General features: G+C 65.1%; 12 protein-coding genes. 8 read left to right on the forward strand and 4 right to left on the reverse strand.

The features are described from left to right. Nucleotide 1: 1 nt before the first annotated feature. The gene (locus ACK6AU_RS04505) at nucleotides 2-910 is read right to left on the reverse strand and encodes a LysR family transcriptional regulator (protein ID WP_185700923.1); all 909 of its coding nucleotides are present in this window, start codon (nucleotides 908-910) and stop codon (nucleotides 2-4) included. A gap of 123 nt (nucleotides 911-1,033) precedes the next feature. On the opposite strand from ACK6AU_RS04505, the gene ACK6AU_RS04510 reads away from it, so the two are divergent. After that, nucleotides 1,034-2,560 (forward strand): MFS transporter, encoded by a 1,527-nt coding sequence (locus tag ACK6AU_RS04510; RefSeq protein ID WP_409298035.1) that lies wholly within the window; start codon nucleotides 1,034-1,036, stop codon nucleotides 2,558-2,560. On the opposite strand, the gene ACK6AU_RS04515 is transcribed toward ACK6AU_RS04510, so the two are convergent. Then, nucleotides 2,561-3,814: a ferric reductase-like transmembrane domain-containing protein gene (locus ACK6AU_RS04515; RefSeq protein WP_185700921.1), complete on the reverse strand. Its 1,254-nt coding sequence runs from the start codon at nucleotides 3,812-3,814 to the stop codon at nucleotides 2,561-2,563. Nucleotides 3,815-4,148: 334 nt separating this feature from the next. Here ACK6AU_RS04515 and glsB point away from each other — a divergent pair, with 334 nt between their 5' ends. Continuing rightward, nucleotides 4,149-5,057 carry a glutaminase B gene (glsB, locus tag ACK6AU_RS04520; RefSeq protein ID WP_185700964.1) on the forward strand — a complete coding sequence of 303 codons (909 nt, stop codon included), beginning with the start codon at nucleotides 4,149-4,151 and terminating at the stop codon, nucleotides 5,055-5,057. Between the two features lie 6 nt (nucleotides 5,058-5,063). Here the strand turns inward: glsB and ACK6AU_RS04525 are convergent, their stop codons facing one another. Then, complete coding sequence (locus ACK6AU_RS04525) at nucleotides 5,064-5,528, reverse strand: LEA type 2 family protein (protein WP_185700920.1); 465 nt, start codon at nucleotides 5,526-5,528, stop codon at nucleotides 5,064-5,066. Between the two features lie 132 nt (nucleotides 5,529-5,660). Further along, on the reverse strand, nucleotides 5,661-7,100 hold the full coding sequence (locus ACK6AU_RS04530) for a nucleobase:cation symporter-2 family protein (RefSeq protein WP_409297953.1): 1,440 nt from the start codon (nucleotides 7,098-7,100) through the stop codon (nucleotides 5,661-5,663). A 257-nt stretch (nucleotides 7,101-7,357) separates the two neighbouring features. On the opposite strand from ACK6AU_RS04530, the gene ACK6AU_RS04535 reads away from it, so the two are divergent. The 6 genes from ACK6AU_RS04535 to zapE all read left to right on the forward strand — a co-directional run bounded on the left by ACK6AU_RS04535 (nucleotide 7,358) and on the right by zapE (nucleotide 13,899). Further along, complete coding sequence (locus ACK6AU_RS04535; RefSeq protein WP_409297955.1) at nucleotides 7,358-7,870, forward strand: RNA polymerase sigma factor; 513 nt, start codon at nucleotides 7,358-7,360, stop codon at nucleotides 7,868-7,870. Then, nucleotides 7,863-8,822, forward strand: coding sequence for a FecR family protein (locus tag ACK6AU_RS04540; protein WP_260498071.1), 960 nt, complete (start codon nucleotides 7,863-7,865; stop codon nucleotides 8,820-8,822). The genes ACK6AU_RS04535 and ACK6AU_RS04540 overlap by 8 nt, the downstream gene beginning before the upstream one ends. Before the next feature lie 118 nt (nucleotides 8,823-8,940). Continuing rightward, nucleotides 8,941-11,382, forward strand: coding sequence for a TonB-dependent siderophore receptor (locus tag ACK6AU_RS04545; RefSeq protein ID WP_409298037.1), 2,442 nt, complete (start codon nucleotides 8,941-8,943; stop codon nucleotides 11,380-11,382). Nucleotides 11,383-11,547: 165 nt separating this feature from the next. Continuing rightward, nucleotides 11,548-12,264: a YafY family protein gene (locus tag ACK6AU_RS04550; RefSeq protein WP_185700917.1), complete on the forward strand. Its 717-nt coding sequence runs from the start codon at nucleotides 11,548-11,550 to the stop codon at nucleotides 12,262-12,264. Nucleotides 12,265-12,316: 52 nt separating this feature from the next. Continuing rightward, on the forward strand, nucleotides 12,317-12,676 hold the full coding sequence (locus tag ACK6AU_RS04555) for a nuclear transport factor 2 family protein (protein WP_409297957.1): 360 nt from the start codon (nucleotides 12,317-12,319) through the stop codon (nucleotides 12,674-12,676). A 104-nt stretch (nucleotides 12,677-12,780) separates the two neighbouring features. Continuing rightward, nucleotides 12,781-13,899, forward strand: coding sequence for a cell division protein ZapE (zapE, locus tag ACK6AU_RS04560; protein ID WP_409297959.1), 1,119 nt, complete (start codon nucleotides 12,781-12,783; stop codon nucleotides 13,897-13,899). Nucleotides 13,900-13,962: the final 63 nt, after the last annotated feature.

Raw genomic sequence — 13,962 nt, forward strand, 5'->3', positions numbered from 1 at the left:
GTCATGGCTCCTTGTGGGGTTTGCCGAGCACCAGGTGTTCGCTGAGGAAGTCGACGAAGACTCGCAATTTTGGCAGCAGCTGTCGACTGCCAGGCCAGAGGATCGAGAACTTGCCGCGCTCGTCTTGGTAGTCGTCCAGTACCGAGACCAGGCTGCCGTCGGCCAGGGCCCCGGCGACCACGAACTCCGGTACGTAGGCGATGCCCAGGCCCTGGGTCGCGGCGTGGATCAGCGCTTCGAGGTTGTTGCTGGTCAGGGCCTTGCCCAGCGCCAATGGCGGCGCGCCTTCGGGCAGGCGCAGGCGCCAGGCCTGTATCTGGGTGCCGGCGGGGAACCTGTAGCGCAGGCAGGCATGCTGCTCCAGGTCCTGTGGGGCCTGCGGCATGCCGCGTTGCACGAAGTAGCCCGGGGCGCCAACCAGCACGAAACCGAACGGTCCGAGGCTACGCGAGCGCAATTGCGAATCCGCCAACTCGCCACTGCGGATCACTGCGTCGAGGCCTTCGGCGATCACGTCGACCATCCGGTCGTTGAAATCCAGGTCCAGTTCGATGTCCGGGTAGCGCGCGGAGAACTCCGGGAGGATCGGCAGCAGCATGCGATAGCCGATCGCCGGCAGGCTGACCCGCAGCCGCCCCCGGGGTTTGTCGCTGATCCGCGCCAGCTCGGCTTCGGCTTCCTGCACCTCATCGACGATGCGCTGGCCGCGTTCGTAGAACAGCGTGCCTTCATCGGTCAGGCTGATCCGCCGGGTGCTGCGGTTCAGCAGGCGCACACCGAGCCGTTGTTCCAGGCGGGCCAGGGCCTTGCCCACCGCCGACGCGGATAGCCCCAGGCGTTCGCCGGCGGCTACCAGACTGCCGCTCTGCACTACGCAGACAAACACTTGCAAGCCGTTCAGGTTGTCCATGGCGACCTCGATTAGAGCCTTTTTGTCCGTAAAGACCGGAATACTGCCCTGTTTTTTGCTTATTGCGGCGCGCCTACCATGAATTTTTTAGCTGACCCTGGTTGCCAGGAGGTAGAGGTGTCCGTGAATCCTGAACTTGAATTGACCCTGGGCTCGCCAACCCGCAGCGGCGAACGCGCAGCCCAAGGCGTATTGGCCGCAGTCTGCCTGGCGGCCTTGATGCTGCCCTTGACCTTTGTCGGGGTGGCGGTGGCGACCCCGGCCATCGGCCGTGAACTGGGGGGTAGTCCGCTGGAACTGAGCTGGACCACCAACGCCTTCATGCTCAGCTTTGGCAGCGTGCTGATGGCTGCCGGCACCCTGGCCGACGAATTCGGCCGCAAGCGCCTGTTCAGCCTTGGCGTGGCCTTGTTCGCCCTGGCTTCCCTGGCCCTGGTGTTCGCCCCGTCGTTGTTATGGCTCAACCTGCTGCGCGCCGTGCAGGGGCTGGCTGGCGCGGCTGCCCTGGCCGGTGGTTCGGCGGCCCTGGCCCAGGCGTTCGATGGGCCGGGCCGGACCCGGGCCTTCAGTTTGCTGGGCACCACCTTCGGGGTCGGCCTGGCTTTCGGGCCGATCCTAGCCGGGGTGCTGATCGAGCATGCCGGCTGGCGCGGGATCTTCGTCTCCGGCGCCCTGATCGGGGCCTTGTCCCTGGGTTTTGGCGTACCACGCATGGTCGAGTCCCGCGATCCCGAGGCCCGGGGCGTGGACTGGCCCGGCACCTTGAGCTTCACCCTGGCCCTGGTGCTGCTGACCTGGGGCATCCTGCAAGCCCCACAAAGCGGGTGGGACAGCCCGCTGGTCCTGGCGTTGCTCGCGGGGGCGGGGCTGGTGCTATGGCTGTTCGTGGCCGTGGAGCGTCGGGCGGCGCGGCCGATGCTCGACCTGTCGCTGTTTCGCTACCCGCGTTTCGTCGGGGTCCAGGTACTGCCCATCGCTACCTGCTACTGCTACGTGGTGCTGCTGATCTTGCTGCCGATCCGCTTCATCGGCGTGGAAGGCTACAGCGAGATAGAGGCCGGGTTGCTGATGATCGCCCTGTCCGCGCCGATGCTGGTGGTGCCCTTCGCCGCTGGCTGGCTGAACCGTTGGTTCAGCGCCGGCAAGCTGGCGAGCCTGGGCCTGGTGGTGGCTGCTGGCGGGCTGTTCTGGCTCAGTTGCGGCAGCGTAGGACAGGCGCCCATGGAGCGTGCCTGGCCGTTGCTGGTGATCGGCCTGGGCACCGGGTTGCCCTGGGGCTTGATGGATGGGCTGTCGGTGAGCGTGGTGCCCAAGGAGCGGGCGGGCATGGCCAGCGGCATCTTCAGCACCACTCGGGTGGCGGGCGAGGGCATTGCCCTGGCCCTGGTGGTGGCTTTGCTGGCCGGCCTGTTGCAACACGCCCTGGGCCAGTTGCAGGTCCGGGGCGATACCGCGCTGCTGGCGGCCCGGCAGCTGGCCGGGGGCGACTGGGCGGCCAGTGCGGCCGCCTTGCCGGAGGTTGCCCGTGAACGCTTGCTCGCCTTGTATACCGTGGCCTTCAACCAGCTGTTGCAGGTGCTGGTGGGCATCACCTTGCTGTCGGCCCTGGTGGTGCGAGTGGCGCTGCATGAGCCGCGCCAGCGCGGCTGATCAGCGGAACTCGAAGAACTCGTAGTGCAAGTTGGCCTCGGGAATCCGGCATTCGTGCATCAGCTCACGGACCCGCCCCAACAAGCCCTTGGGCCCGCAGAAACTGATCTGGATCTGCCCCGGGTCGGTTTCCGCCGCCGCGCGCTTGAGGGTCTGGGCCAGGGGCTCGACACCGCCGCTGTTGGCGACGAAACCGACACCGCGAGCCTGGGCCATGCCTTGCAGGGCGTCGACGCTGGGAAAGGCCCGGGACGGGTTGTAGCAGTACACCAGGGTCGCCTGGTCGAGCCGGCTGGCGGCCTGGTCTTGCAACCAGGCAATGAACGGCGAGATGCCGACGCCACCGCCGATCCAGATTTCCCGGGCGGCCTGTGGCGGACGCTTGAAGCGGCCGTAAGGGGCATAGATATCGGCCAGCATGCCGACCTTGACCTGCTTGTGCAGCCGCTGGGTGTAGTCGCCCAGGGCGCGGATCACGAACTCGATGCGCCCGTCGTGGGCCTGGGCACTGGCGATGGTGAAGGGGTGAGGTTCGCGCAGGCCCTTTTCCTGCATCGCCAGGAAGGCGAACTGTCCGGCCTTGAAGGGAAAACCGCGACCCTGGGGAATCAGCTCCAGATGCAACGAGTTACGCTCGAGGCGCACGGAGGTCACCTGGTATTCACCGGCCTTGGCCAGGAATGGGTAGAGCAGCAGCTTGTACAGCGCCCCCAGGACGCCGAGCAGGCACAACAAGCCGAGCCAGATGCCTGACGGGTTGTCCAGGGCGATCGGCGACTTGAAGCTCAGCCAGTGCAGGATCACCACCAGGAACAGCGGCCCGGACAGCTTGTGCCACCAGCGCCATTGGCTGTAGGGAATGTTGCGGTTCAGGGCCAGGAGGACGATCAGCCCCAGGGCCACATAGCTCAACTGGCGCACCATGCGCGTCCAGTACTTGGACAGCTCGAGGATCGGCACGCTGCTCCATTCGTCCAGGTTGGCCTTGAACACCAGGTGATAACTGGCGAACGCCAGGGCCCAGATGCCCAGCCATTTGTGGGTCTCGTACACCCGATCCAGGCCGCCGAACAGCCGCTCGACCCAACGCCAGCGGCTCGACAGCAGGCACGACAGGGCCATGTAGGCCAGGGCGGCGCTGCCCAATACCAGGCTCAGCGTGGCGGACGTCAGCCAGGTCTGGCTGGGGATTTCCATTAGCAGGGTAAAAGTGGTGATCAGCAGGACGCCGACGATCGTATGCCAGGTTCTCAAGGGTGCATGACTCCGGTGAGCAAATGCCGTCATGGCGAAAGCATCGCCGCGACGGTACAGCGAAAAAACGACGATGCACGGAACGATTTGCTGTGCTACGACTAAAGTTGAATATGACAGTATTAGTCGCGCAGCAGCGGGCGATTCTAGCCGTTAATGCTGATTTCATGGTGATCTTCATCAGGAGTTTCGTTGTTTTAGTTGTTGAAAATGATCGACTATCAATCGCATTTTCATTTGTCCGCGCAACGGACTGTGCTGCGCAGGCCGCGAAGAGCGTCTAGCAGACCTTGGCCCCGCAGCCGTATCGGGACCCGTGACGATGAGCCAGACCATGCAAGCGTTGTTGAACCAGATTCTCGATGAAGTTCGCCCCCTGATCGGCCAAGGCCGGGTCGCCAGCTACATTCCAGCCCTGGCGGACGTACCGGCCAACCAACTGGGGATCGCCGTCTATGGCAACGATGGCCAGGTGTTTTGCGCCGGTGACGCCGATACGGCATTTTCGGTGCAGAGCATTTCCAAGGTCTTCAGCTTGGTGCAGGCCATCGGCCACTCCGGCGAAGCGATCTGGCAGCGCCTGGGACATGAGCCTTCGGGCCAGCCGTTCAATTCCCTGGTGCAGCTGGAATTCGAGCGGGGTCGCCCGCGCAACCCCTTCATCAACGCCGGCGCCCTGGTGATCTGCGACATCAACCAGTCGCGTTTTGCCGCGCCGGCCTTGTCCATGCGCGATTTCGTCCGGCGCTTGTCCGGCAATCCCCAAGTGATGGTGGATGGTCGGGTGGCCGAGTCGGAATACCAGCACCGTGCGCGCAACGCGGCCATGGCCTACCTGATGCAATCCTTCGGCAACTTCCACAACGATGTGGAGGCGGTACTGCGCAGCTACTTCAGCCATTGCGCCTTGCGCATGAGCTGTGTCGACCTGGCTCGGGCCTTCTGCTTCCTGGCCAATGACGGTTTCTGCAAGCACAGCGGCGAGCAGATCCTGAGCCGCCGGCAGACCCAGCAGGTCAACTCGATCATGGCCACCAGCGGCCTGTACGACGAGGCCGGCAACTTTGCCTATCGGGTCGGCTTGCCGGGCAAGAGCGGGGTAGGCGGCGGGATTGTCGCGGTGGTGCCCGGGCAGTTCACGGTGTGCGTGTGGTCGCCGGAGCTCAATACGGCCGGCAACTCGCTGGCGGGCATGGCCGCCCTGGAGCTGCTCAGCCAGCGTATTGGCTGGTCGGTGTTCTAGCTGGGCCTACCCATTGCCTGTGGGGCTGGCCAGGCTGATCTGTCCGCGTTCGATGAAGCGCTGGGTGCCGAACAAGCCGCCGGCCAGCTTGCCGCGCAGCACGTAGGGCAGGTTGTCCAGGCTCTGGGCCTGGCCCAGGCCCAGGGTCTGGCGCAACACGGAGAAGGCCGAGACGCTTACCGGGATCACCAGGAGGTCTTCGGCATAGCGGCCGATATGCCCTTGCTGGTCGCTGACCCCGGACGCCAGTGGCCGGCCGTTGACCTCCAGGTCCAGGGCCACGCCGTTGTAGTCGATGGGGGTTTCATTGGGATTCTGCAGGCGCAGCTTGATGGCGAAGCGCATCTCCAGTTCCTGGCTCGGCAGCGGATCGATGCCGACCAGGCTGATCGCCAGCGGATCGCGCTGGGGCAACAGGGCGCAGGCGCCCAGGCTGAGCAGGACCAGGGACAGGGCGATGAGTTTGCGCATGGGCTACCTACTGGCGATGGACGTGAATGACCAAGGCGTCGCTACGGGGCTTGCGCTCGACGCTGCTGTCGAGCCTGCCACAAGGCCCCTGGGGGCCTTGCTTGACGCACGCAGGATAGACGCCATTGCTTCTCAAGAGTTCGCCTTGGCGTCCCGGTCCGGGTCCTGCATGACCTTGAGGGTCGCGGCTTCAGGATCGAACTCGTCTTCTTCCAGCTCCAGGAACTCCTCGGGCAGGAAGATGTTGAGGAAGATCGCGCAGAAGGCGCCGACGGTGATCGGCGACTCGAAGATGTTGTGCAGGGCCTTGGGCAGTTCGCGCAGCACCTCGGGCACCGCCGCCACGCCCAGGCCCATGCCCAGGGAAATCGCCACGATCAGCACGTTGCGCCGGTGCAGGCCGGCCTCGGCGAGGATCTTGATCCCGGCCACCGCCACGGTACCGAACATGATCAGGGTCGCGCCGCCCAGCACTGGCTTGGGCATCAGTTGCAGCACCGCGCCGATGACCGGGAACAGGCCCAGCAGCACCAGCAGTCCGGCGATGAAATAGGCCACGTAGCGGCTGGCCACGCCAGTGAGCTGGATCACCCCGTTATTCTGGGCGAAGGTCACCATCGGCAGGCTGTTGAACACCGCCGCCACCGCCGAGTTGAAACCATCGGCCAGCAGGCCGGACTTGATGCGCTTGATGTACAGCGGGCCCTTGACCGGCTGCTGGGAAATCATCGAGTTGGCCGTGAGGTCGCCGGCGGCTTCCAGGGGCGAGATCAGGAAAATCACTGCCAGGGGGATGAAGGCGACCAGGTCGAAGGAAAAGCCATACTTGAACGGCACCGGCACACTCACCAAGGGCACTTCGGGCATGGCGGCCATGTCCACCCGGCCGAGCATCCAGGCCACCAGGAAGCCCAGGGTCAGGCCGATGACGATGGAGCCCAGGCGCAACATCGGGCTGTTGACGCGATTGAGCACCACGATGGTCAGCAGCACCAGCGCCGCGAGGCCCAGGTTGCTGGCCGCGCCCAGGTCGCTGGCGCCATAGCCGCCAGCCATGTCGGTGACTGCCACCTTGATCAGCGACAGGCCCATCAGGGTGATGATGGTGCCGGTGACCACCGGGGTGATCAGCTTGCGCAGCTTGCCGATGAACTGGCTGAGGAACATCTCGATGAAGGCGGCGACGAAGCAGATGCCGAAGATGGTCGAGAGGATCTCGTTGGTGTCGCCGCCCCGGCCCTTGACCATGAAACCGGCGCTGAGCAGCACGCTGATGAACGAGAAACTGGTGCCCTGCACGCACAGCAGGCCGGAGCCGATGGGCCCCAGGCGCCGGGCCTGGACGAAGGTGCCCAGTCCCGAGACGAACAGCGCCATGCTGATCAGGTACGGCAGTTCGCTTTCAAGGCCCAGCACCCCGCCGAAGATCAGGGTCGGGCTGATGATGCCGACGAAGCTGGCCAGCACGTGTTGCAGGGCGGCGAAGATCGCCGCGCTGAAGTGTGGCCGATCGTCGAGACCATAGATCAGGTCGGACTTGTAGCGGGGCGGGGAGTGTTCGGATGCGCTCATTGAGGAAGGCCTGCCAGTGGCACGTGGATGCAACGGGGCACGCGCCGGAAAGTGGACGGGACTTGGGGCGCCAATAGCGGCCAGTAGGCAGCGATTGCGGACCCGGTCTGAAAAAGGAGGCGCAGGATGCCAGAAAGGGGCGGCTGCCAGAAGGGCAGGCGGGCATAAAAAACCAACGTCCAAGGGATACGAAAGATACTGTTTCTCATTTGCCTTTATGGAATAATCCGCCTCCCCGATCTGCGGACCGCCCCTCGATGCTGCCGATACCCAGCCTGCTGCGCAGCTTTCAAGAGCACTACGACGACCTGCTGAAGTTTCTCACCCGGCGCATGAACGACCGCCAGCGGGCGGCGGACGTGGCCCAGGACACCTACCTGAAACTGCTCAAGGTCGAGCAGCAGGCGCTGCAGGTCCAGAACGACCGCGGCTTCATTTTCCGGGTGGCCGGCAACCTGGCCATCGACACTCTGCGTCGCGAACAGCGCCTGGCCGCCAACCTGGGTGAGGCCCCCGAGCATGGCGAGGCGGTGGATCCGGCCCCGGCACCCGAGGCGGTGCTGCTGGCCACGGAGCGCCTGGAGGTACTTGACCAGGCGTTGCAACAGCTGTCCGACAATGCGCGCCAGGCGCTGCTGCTCAACCGCCTGGAGGGCCTGACCCAGGCCCAGATCGCCGTGCGGTTGGGCGTTTCCGAAAGCATGGTGGCAAAATACATCGGCCAAGCCCTGCGCCATTGCCGTGACTGGCTGCAACAGCACCATGAATGAGTCCCACCTGCTTGCCGATGCCGCCATGACCGAAGATTCCGAGAACCTCGAAGACACCGCCATCGACTGGCTGGTGCTGCTGCACTCCGGCCAGGCCACCGCGGCCCAGCGCATGGCGTTTCAACACTGGCGCCAGCGCAGCCCGGCCCATGCCCGGGCGGCGGATGAGGCACAACGACTTTGGGCTGACCTGGGCCAGACCCGGGCTGCGCGGCAGCACCCGCAGGCCGCTCGTCCGGCGGCCAGGGGCCGTCGCTGGTGGCCGGCGCTGGCCGCTTCACTATTGCTGGCCCTGGGTAGCGTGATCGGCTGGCAGCAATGGCCGGCCTGGACTTCGGACTACCACACCGGCGTGGGGCAGCAGCAACGCCTGGTCCTGGCCGATGGCTCGCGGGTGATCCTCAACAGTGCCAGCGCCTTGTCGGTGGCTTTCTCGGCGGGGCAGCGGCGGGTGATCCTGGAGCAGGGCGAGGCGCTGTTCGAGCCAGTGGCCGATGGGCAGCGGCCGTTCGTGGTGCAGGTTCGTGGCCAGCACTTGCAGGGCGCTAGCGGAGCGTTCAGCGTGCGCCGCGATGGCGACCGGCTGACGGTGGTGGTGCGCGAGGGCCAGGTGCAATTCACCGGCGATCATGCCCCGGTGCTGTTGCAGGCCGACCAACGCCTGCAGTACCAGGCCGGCCAGCCGCTGCTGGCCCAACAGCAGGTGGACGCCGCCAGCCTCACCGCCTGGCAGCGCGGCAAGTTGATTTTCAATGGCCGGTCGCTGGGCGAGGTGATCGGTGAACTGGAGCGCTACCAGCATGGGCGCATCCTGGTTGCCGACCGGCAATTGGCGGACCTGGCCATCAGCGGGGTGTTCGACCTCAATGATCCCCAAGGGGCGCTGCGCACCTTGCAGCAACGCTATCCCATGCAGATCACCTACTTGCCGTGGCTGGCGCTCGTGCACTGAAATTTTTTTGCAGTGGGCGCTGCAAGTTCCTTTCGGGCCAATCGTCGTAGTGAGACTGAGAAGGCAATCATTCTCATTGACGTCATTTCAACGGGCTGGGAAGGAACACGTGAAAGCTATGTTCAAGCTGTCGATACTCGGGCGCGGTCAACACCTGGTGCGCCGTACATTACTGGCCCAGGCCGTGCTTGCCGGGGCCCTGGGCCCATTGTTGGCCCAGGCGCAACAGCCATTGCCGGCCAGCCAGGCCGGTGCAGCCCAGGAACGCCGCGTGTCATTGCAGTTGCCGGCCCAGCCCCTGGACCAGGCCCTGACCCGTTTCGCCGACCAGGCCGACCTGCGCTTGCTGTACACCACCAGTGATGTGGCGGGCCTGCAGGCGCCGGCCCTCGCCGGTGAAGTCACCATTGCCCAGGCCCTGCAAGCCTTGCTGGCCGGCAGCGGCATGGGCTGGTCGTTCAGCGATGGGCGCACGGTCATCCTGCGCCGTGCCGAGCCTGCGGCGAGCAGCCTCAATCTCAAGCCGACCCAGGTCACCGTGGCGTCGCGTACCAGCACCGCCATCAGCGAGATCCCCGGCACCGTCTGGGTGGTGGAGCAGAGCCAGTTGCGCGAGCAGTTGGAAACCGGGGTCAGCCTCAAGGAAGCCATCGGCAAGCTGGTGCCGGGCCTGGACCTGGCGCCGGAAGGCCGTACCAACTATGGCCAGAACATGCGCGGGCGCAACGTCCTGGTGATGATCGACGGGGTCAGCCAGAACAGCTCCCGCGGCTTGTCGCGGCAGTTCGACAGCATCTCGCCATTCAACGTCGAACGTGTGGAGGTGCTGTCCGGGGCCAGCGCGATCTATGGCGGTGGCGCCACCGGCGGCATCATCAATATCGTCACCAAGAAAGGCGAGCCGGGTCCGGCGCGTTTCGAGACCCAGATCGGTGCCAGTAGCGGCTTCAACAACAGCGACGACTTGACCACCCGTATCGCCCAGTCGGTCAGCGGCGGCAACGAAGCCATCAGCGGCCGCCTGGCCGTGGCCGGCGAGCAGAACCAGGCGTTCTACGATGGCGCCGGCAAGCAGATCTTCATCGACAACACCCAGACCGACCTGCAGTACAACCGCACCCTCGACCTGATGGGCAGCCTGGCCATGAACTTCAACGAGGAGCAGAGCCTGGACCTGTTGGCCCAGTACTACGACTCGGGCAACCACGGCAGCACCGGGATCTACTTTCCCAACCTCAAGACCCAGGCGCCCTCGAACCTGGAAGACGCCAAGTTGCGTGGCGGCTACTCCACCGACCTGGAACCGCGCACCCGGCGCCTGTTGCTCAATGCCAACTATCACCACGCCGATGTGCTGGGCCAGGATTTCTACCTGCAGGCCTCGTACCGCAAGGAAAACGACAATTTCTATCCGTTTCCCTACTACAACACCGGCAAGCCGACCGGTTCCAAGGGCGTGTACTTCGCCGCCTCGCAGCAGAACTTCGAGGTCAGCAGCCTCAAGGCGTTGTTCGCCAAGGAGTTCGAGACCGTCAAGCTGACCTACGGCGTGGACCTGGATCGCGAGCGCTTCAACGCCGAACAGAGCACGTTCGACCAGCGGGTGTCGTCAGAAAGTGGTGGCCTGGACCTGGTGACCCAGAGCAAGGCCGCGCGCTACCCCAGCTACCGGGTCGATGGCCTGTCCGCCTATACCCAGCTGGATTGGCACGCCACGGACAACCTGACGGTGTCCGGTGGTTATCGGCGCCAGCAGATGGACGTGGATGTCGGGCGGTTCAAGAACGTGCCGGGGGGCAACAACGATTACCAGGTCAACCTGTTCAACCTGGGCACCATCTATGACTTCAAGAACGGCCACCAGGTCTGGGTCAACTACGGCGAGGGCTTCGATCTGCCGGACCCGGCCAAGTTCTACGGCAAGCCGGGGCTGAGCGTCGACGACAACCCCCTGGCCGGGGTCAAGAGTCGCCAGGTGGAAACCGGCTGGCGTTTCTCCGATAGCGAGTGGGATGCCCAGGCGGCGCTGTACTACATCTGGTCGGACAAGGTCATCACCACCGACAACGCGACCCTGACCATCGACGTCAAGGACCAGAAGAGCCGCGACTACGGCTTCGAAAGCGCCCTGACCCGGCATTTCGAGAGCGGCTGGGAAGCGGGTGGCACCCTGCACCTGGTGCGCTCCGAGGAGGAGGGCAAGAACGGCGGCTGGATCAAGCGCGATGCGCGCTACGCCTCGCTGTCCAAATCCACGGCCTTCATCGGCTGGAAGGGCGATAGCCAAAGCGTGCGCCTGCAGGGCAACCATGCCTTCACCCTCAAGGACGATGCCGACCACACCATCGACGGCTACACCACCTTCGACCTGCTGGGCAGCCAGGACACCGGCTTCGGCACCTTCAGCGGTGGCATCCAGAACCTGCTGGACAAGCAGTACAGCACCGTCTGGGGCCAGCGCGCCAAGCTGTTCTATTCGCCAACGTATGGGCCCGAGTACCTCTATGACTACCAGGGCCGCGGCCGCACCTACACCCTGAGCTGGACCATGGCCTATTGAGCTGACTCACCCGCTGCGCGGGCATGCGCAGCCTTCGGCGGCTACACGGGGCTGTCGTAGCCGCTGCCGAGCATGCGAGGCCGCGCGGCGGCCCATGTCTGCTGACAATTTCTGTCAGGAGGCTCTGTTATCCTGCGGCGGATTTTTTCCGGGAGTCCAGCCAAGGTGTCGCGAGCCAGTCGATTACTCACTCTGTTGCAGATGCTGCGGGGCAAAAGCCGTCCGGTCACCGCTGCGACCCTGGCGGGGCAGCTGGAGGTATCGGAGCGAACTCTGTATCGCGACATTGCCGAGCTCACCGCCCTGGGGGCGCCCATCTACGGTGAGGCCGGGGTCGGTTATGTGCTGCGCAGCGGGCTGTTCCTGCCACCCTTGATGCTCAATGCCGACGAGACCGAGGCCGTGGTGCTCGGCCTGCGCTACGTGGACCAGCGCGGCGACGAGGAACTGAGCAAGGCCGCCGCCGATGCCATGGCCAAGATCGCCGCGGTGCTGGCGCCGGCGGCCCAGGATGCCTTGCGCAACCCGACGCTGCTTCCGGGGCCGGCCGGTTATGGCTTCCCCGACAATCCGGTGCCGCTGAACGTGTACCGCCAGGCGATCCGCCACCAGGCCAAGCTGCTGATCGACTACGCCGACGTCAACCGTACGCCCAGCCAGCGGTTGATCTGGCCCCTGGCCCTGGGATTTCTCAACGAGGCGCGAGTGATCGTCGCCTGGTGCGAACTGCGCGGGGACTACCGGACCTTCCGTACCGACCGGGTCGCTGTCGCGCAGGAGCAGGGCGAGGCCTACCCAGGCCGGCGCAGCGACTGGCTACGGACCTGGCGCAAGCGCATGCAGGGTGATGAAGACCAGCGTTTCACTCCTGACAAGAAATGACGCAGGGAGCTCTTAACATGCCGGCTTCGTCCACATGCAAGGAGCTTGCGTCATGTCAGTCATCAACCGATCCGAGCACCGGCACCGTCCTGGAGGCGGACCGCTGGCCCCGGCGATCGAGGCCTTCGTGGCCGCCACTCACAGTGGTGATTGCTCGCGGATAACCTCGATCTTCGCTCCCCAGGCCCAGGTCTTCGATGAGCGCGAGCATCGGGTCGGCCCGGGCGAGATCGCCCGCTGGATGGCGGACAACCCTGGCCGCCTGCGGATAGTCGCGGTCCAGCAGCGTACCGGCAAGATACTGCTGGACAGCCTTCTGTATGGCGACTTCCCCGGCGGCCCCCAGTCGTTGCGCCATGTCTTTCGCCTGGATGACCAGGGGCGGATCGCCCGGATGGACATTTCCCGCTGAGGTACCTGGCGCATTCCCCTTGGGCGCCTTGCGGGGCCGGCAGCGGATACGCCAGACGATGGGCGGTGGCATACTGCGGCCTTTTGCCGGGAGGCCGTGGCCCCATGTCGTTCGATTCACCCTTGAGTGCCTACCAACATGCCCTGGAGCAGCAAGGGTTCGTCGCCGATGAGGCCCAGGCCCGGGCGGTGCAAGCCTTGCAACACTGCCATGCGGCGTTGCACCAGGGCTGCGGGACGGTTGTCGGCGTCTATCTCTGGGGGGCGGTGGGGCGCGGCAAGACCTGGCTGATGGACCGCTTCTACCAGAGTTTGAAGGTGCCGGCGCGACGCCAGCACTTCCACCACTTCATGGGCTGGGTGCACCAGCGTTCCTTCCAGCTGACCGGTATCGCCGATCCGTTGCAGGCCCTGGCCCGGGAGCTGGCGGACGAGGTGCGGGTGTTGTGCTTCGACGAATTGTTCGTCAACGACATCGGTGACGCGATCATCCTCGGCCGCCTGTTCCAGGTGATGTTCGAACAGGGCGTGGTGATGGTCTGCACTTCCAACCAGCCGCCCGAGCAACTCTATGCCGATGGCTTCAACCGCGAGCGTTTCCTGCCGGCCATCGATGCCATCAAGCGGCACATGCAGGTGGTGGCGGTCGATGGCGCCGAGGATCACCGGCTGCATCCGGGTGCCGGCACCCAGCGTTACTGGGTGGCTGCCGAAGGCCAGGCCAGCGCCCTGGGGACCTTGTTCGAGCGCTTGAGTGCCGGGCAGCCGGCATCCGCGGAGCCGGTGTTGCTGGGTTATCGGCCGGTGGCGGTGGTCCGGGTCGCCGAGGCGGTGATCTGGTGTCGCTTCGCCGACCTGTGCGAGCAGCCGTTCTCGGCCATGGATTTCATGGCCTTGTGCGACCGCTATCGCGCCATCCTGCTTGGCGAGGTGCCTTGCCTGAGTGCCCGGCAACGCCCGGGGCGCATTGCCCGGGGCACCGAAGATGGTGCCGAGCGAGTGGTGGCGGGGGATCGCGAGTTGCCGCAGCTGTCGGTCCACGACGATGCGGTCCGGCGCTTCATCGCCCTGGTGGACGAATGCTACGACCGCAAGGTACCGCTGTACCTGGAGGCGCGAGTGCCGATGGAGCAGCTGTATACCGAGGGTTACCTGGAGTTCGCCTTTCGCCGGACCTTGAGCCGCCTGCGGGAAATGCAGTTGCAGCGTTTCGGCCAGCCCTGAGGGGGGAAGGGTTTCCGGGTGTGGTTCATCCTGGTCATTGGCTAGGATTTTTCTGCCACAAGG

Origin of the sequence: Pseudomonas sp. KCJK8993 (assembly GCF_046230915.1) — a bacterium.
In the GTDB taxonomy this organism is placed as follows: Bacteria; Pseudomonadota; Gammaproteobacteria; order Pseudomonadales; family Pseudomonadaceae; genus Aquipseudomonas; species Aquipseudomonas piscis.

Excerpts from the sequence above, each read along its gene's own strand:
- ACK6AU_RS04505 (WP_185700923.1), bottom strand. The coding sequence starts at position 910 with ATGGACAACCTGAACGGCTTGCAAGTGTTTGTCTGCGTAGTGCAGAGC.
- glsB (WP_185700964.1), top strand. The coding sequence starts at position 4,149 with ATGCAAGCGTTGTTGAACCAGATTCTCGATGAAGTTCGCCCCCTGATC.
- ACK6AU_RS04525 (WP_185700920.1), bottom strand. The coding sequence starts at position 5,528 with ATGCGCAAACTCATCGCCCTGTCCCTGGTCCTGCTCAGCCTGGGCGCC.
- ACK6AU_RS04530 (WP_409297953.1), bottom strand. The coding sequence starts at position 7,100 with ATGAGCGCATCCGAACACTCCCCGCCCCGCTACAAGTCCGACCTGATC.
- ACK6AU_RS04535 (WP_409297955.1), top strand. The coding sequence starts at position 7,358 with ATGCTGCCGATACCCAGCCTGCTGCGCAGCTTTCAAGAGCACTACGAC.
- ACK6AU_RS04540 (WP_260498071.1), top strand. The coding sequence starts at position 7,863 with ATGAATGAGTCCCACCTGCTTGCCGATGCCGCCATGACCGAAGATTCC.
- ACK6AU_RS04545 (WP_409298037.1), top strand. The coding sequence starts at position 8,941 with ATGTTCAAGCTGTCGATACTCGGGCGCGGTCAACACCTGGTGCGCCGT.
- ACK6AU_RS04555 (WP_409297957.1), top strand. The coding sequence starts at position 12,317 with ATGTCAGTCATCAACCGATCCGAGCACCGGCACCGTCCTGGAGGCGGA.
- zapE (WP_409297959.1), top strand. The coding sequence starts at position 12,781 with ATGTCGTTCGATTCACCCTTGAGTGCCTACCAACATGCCCTGGAGCAG.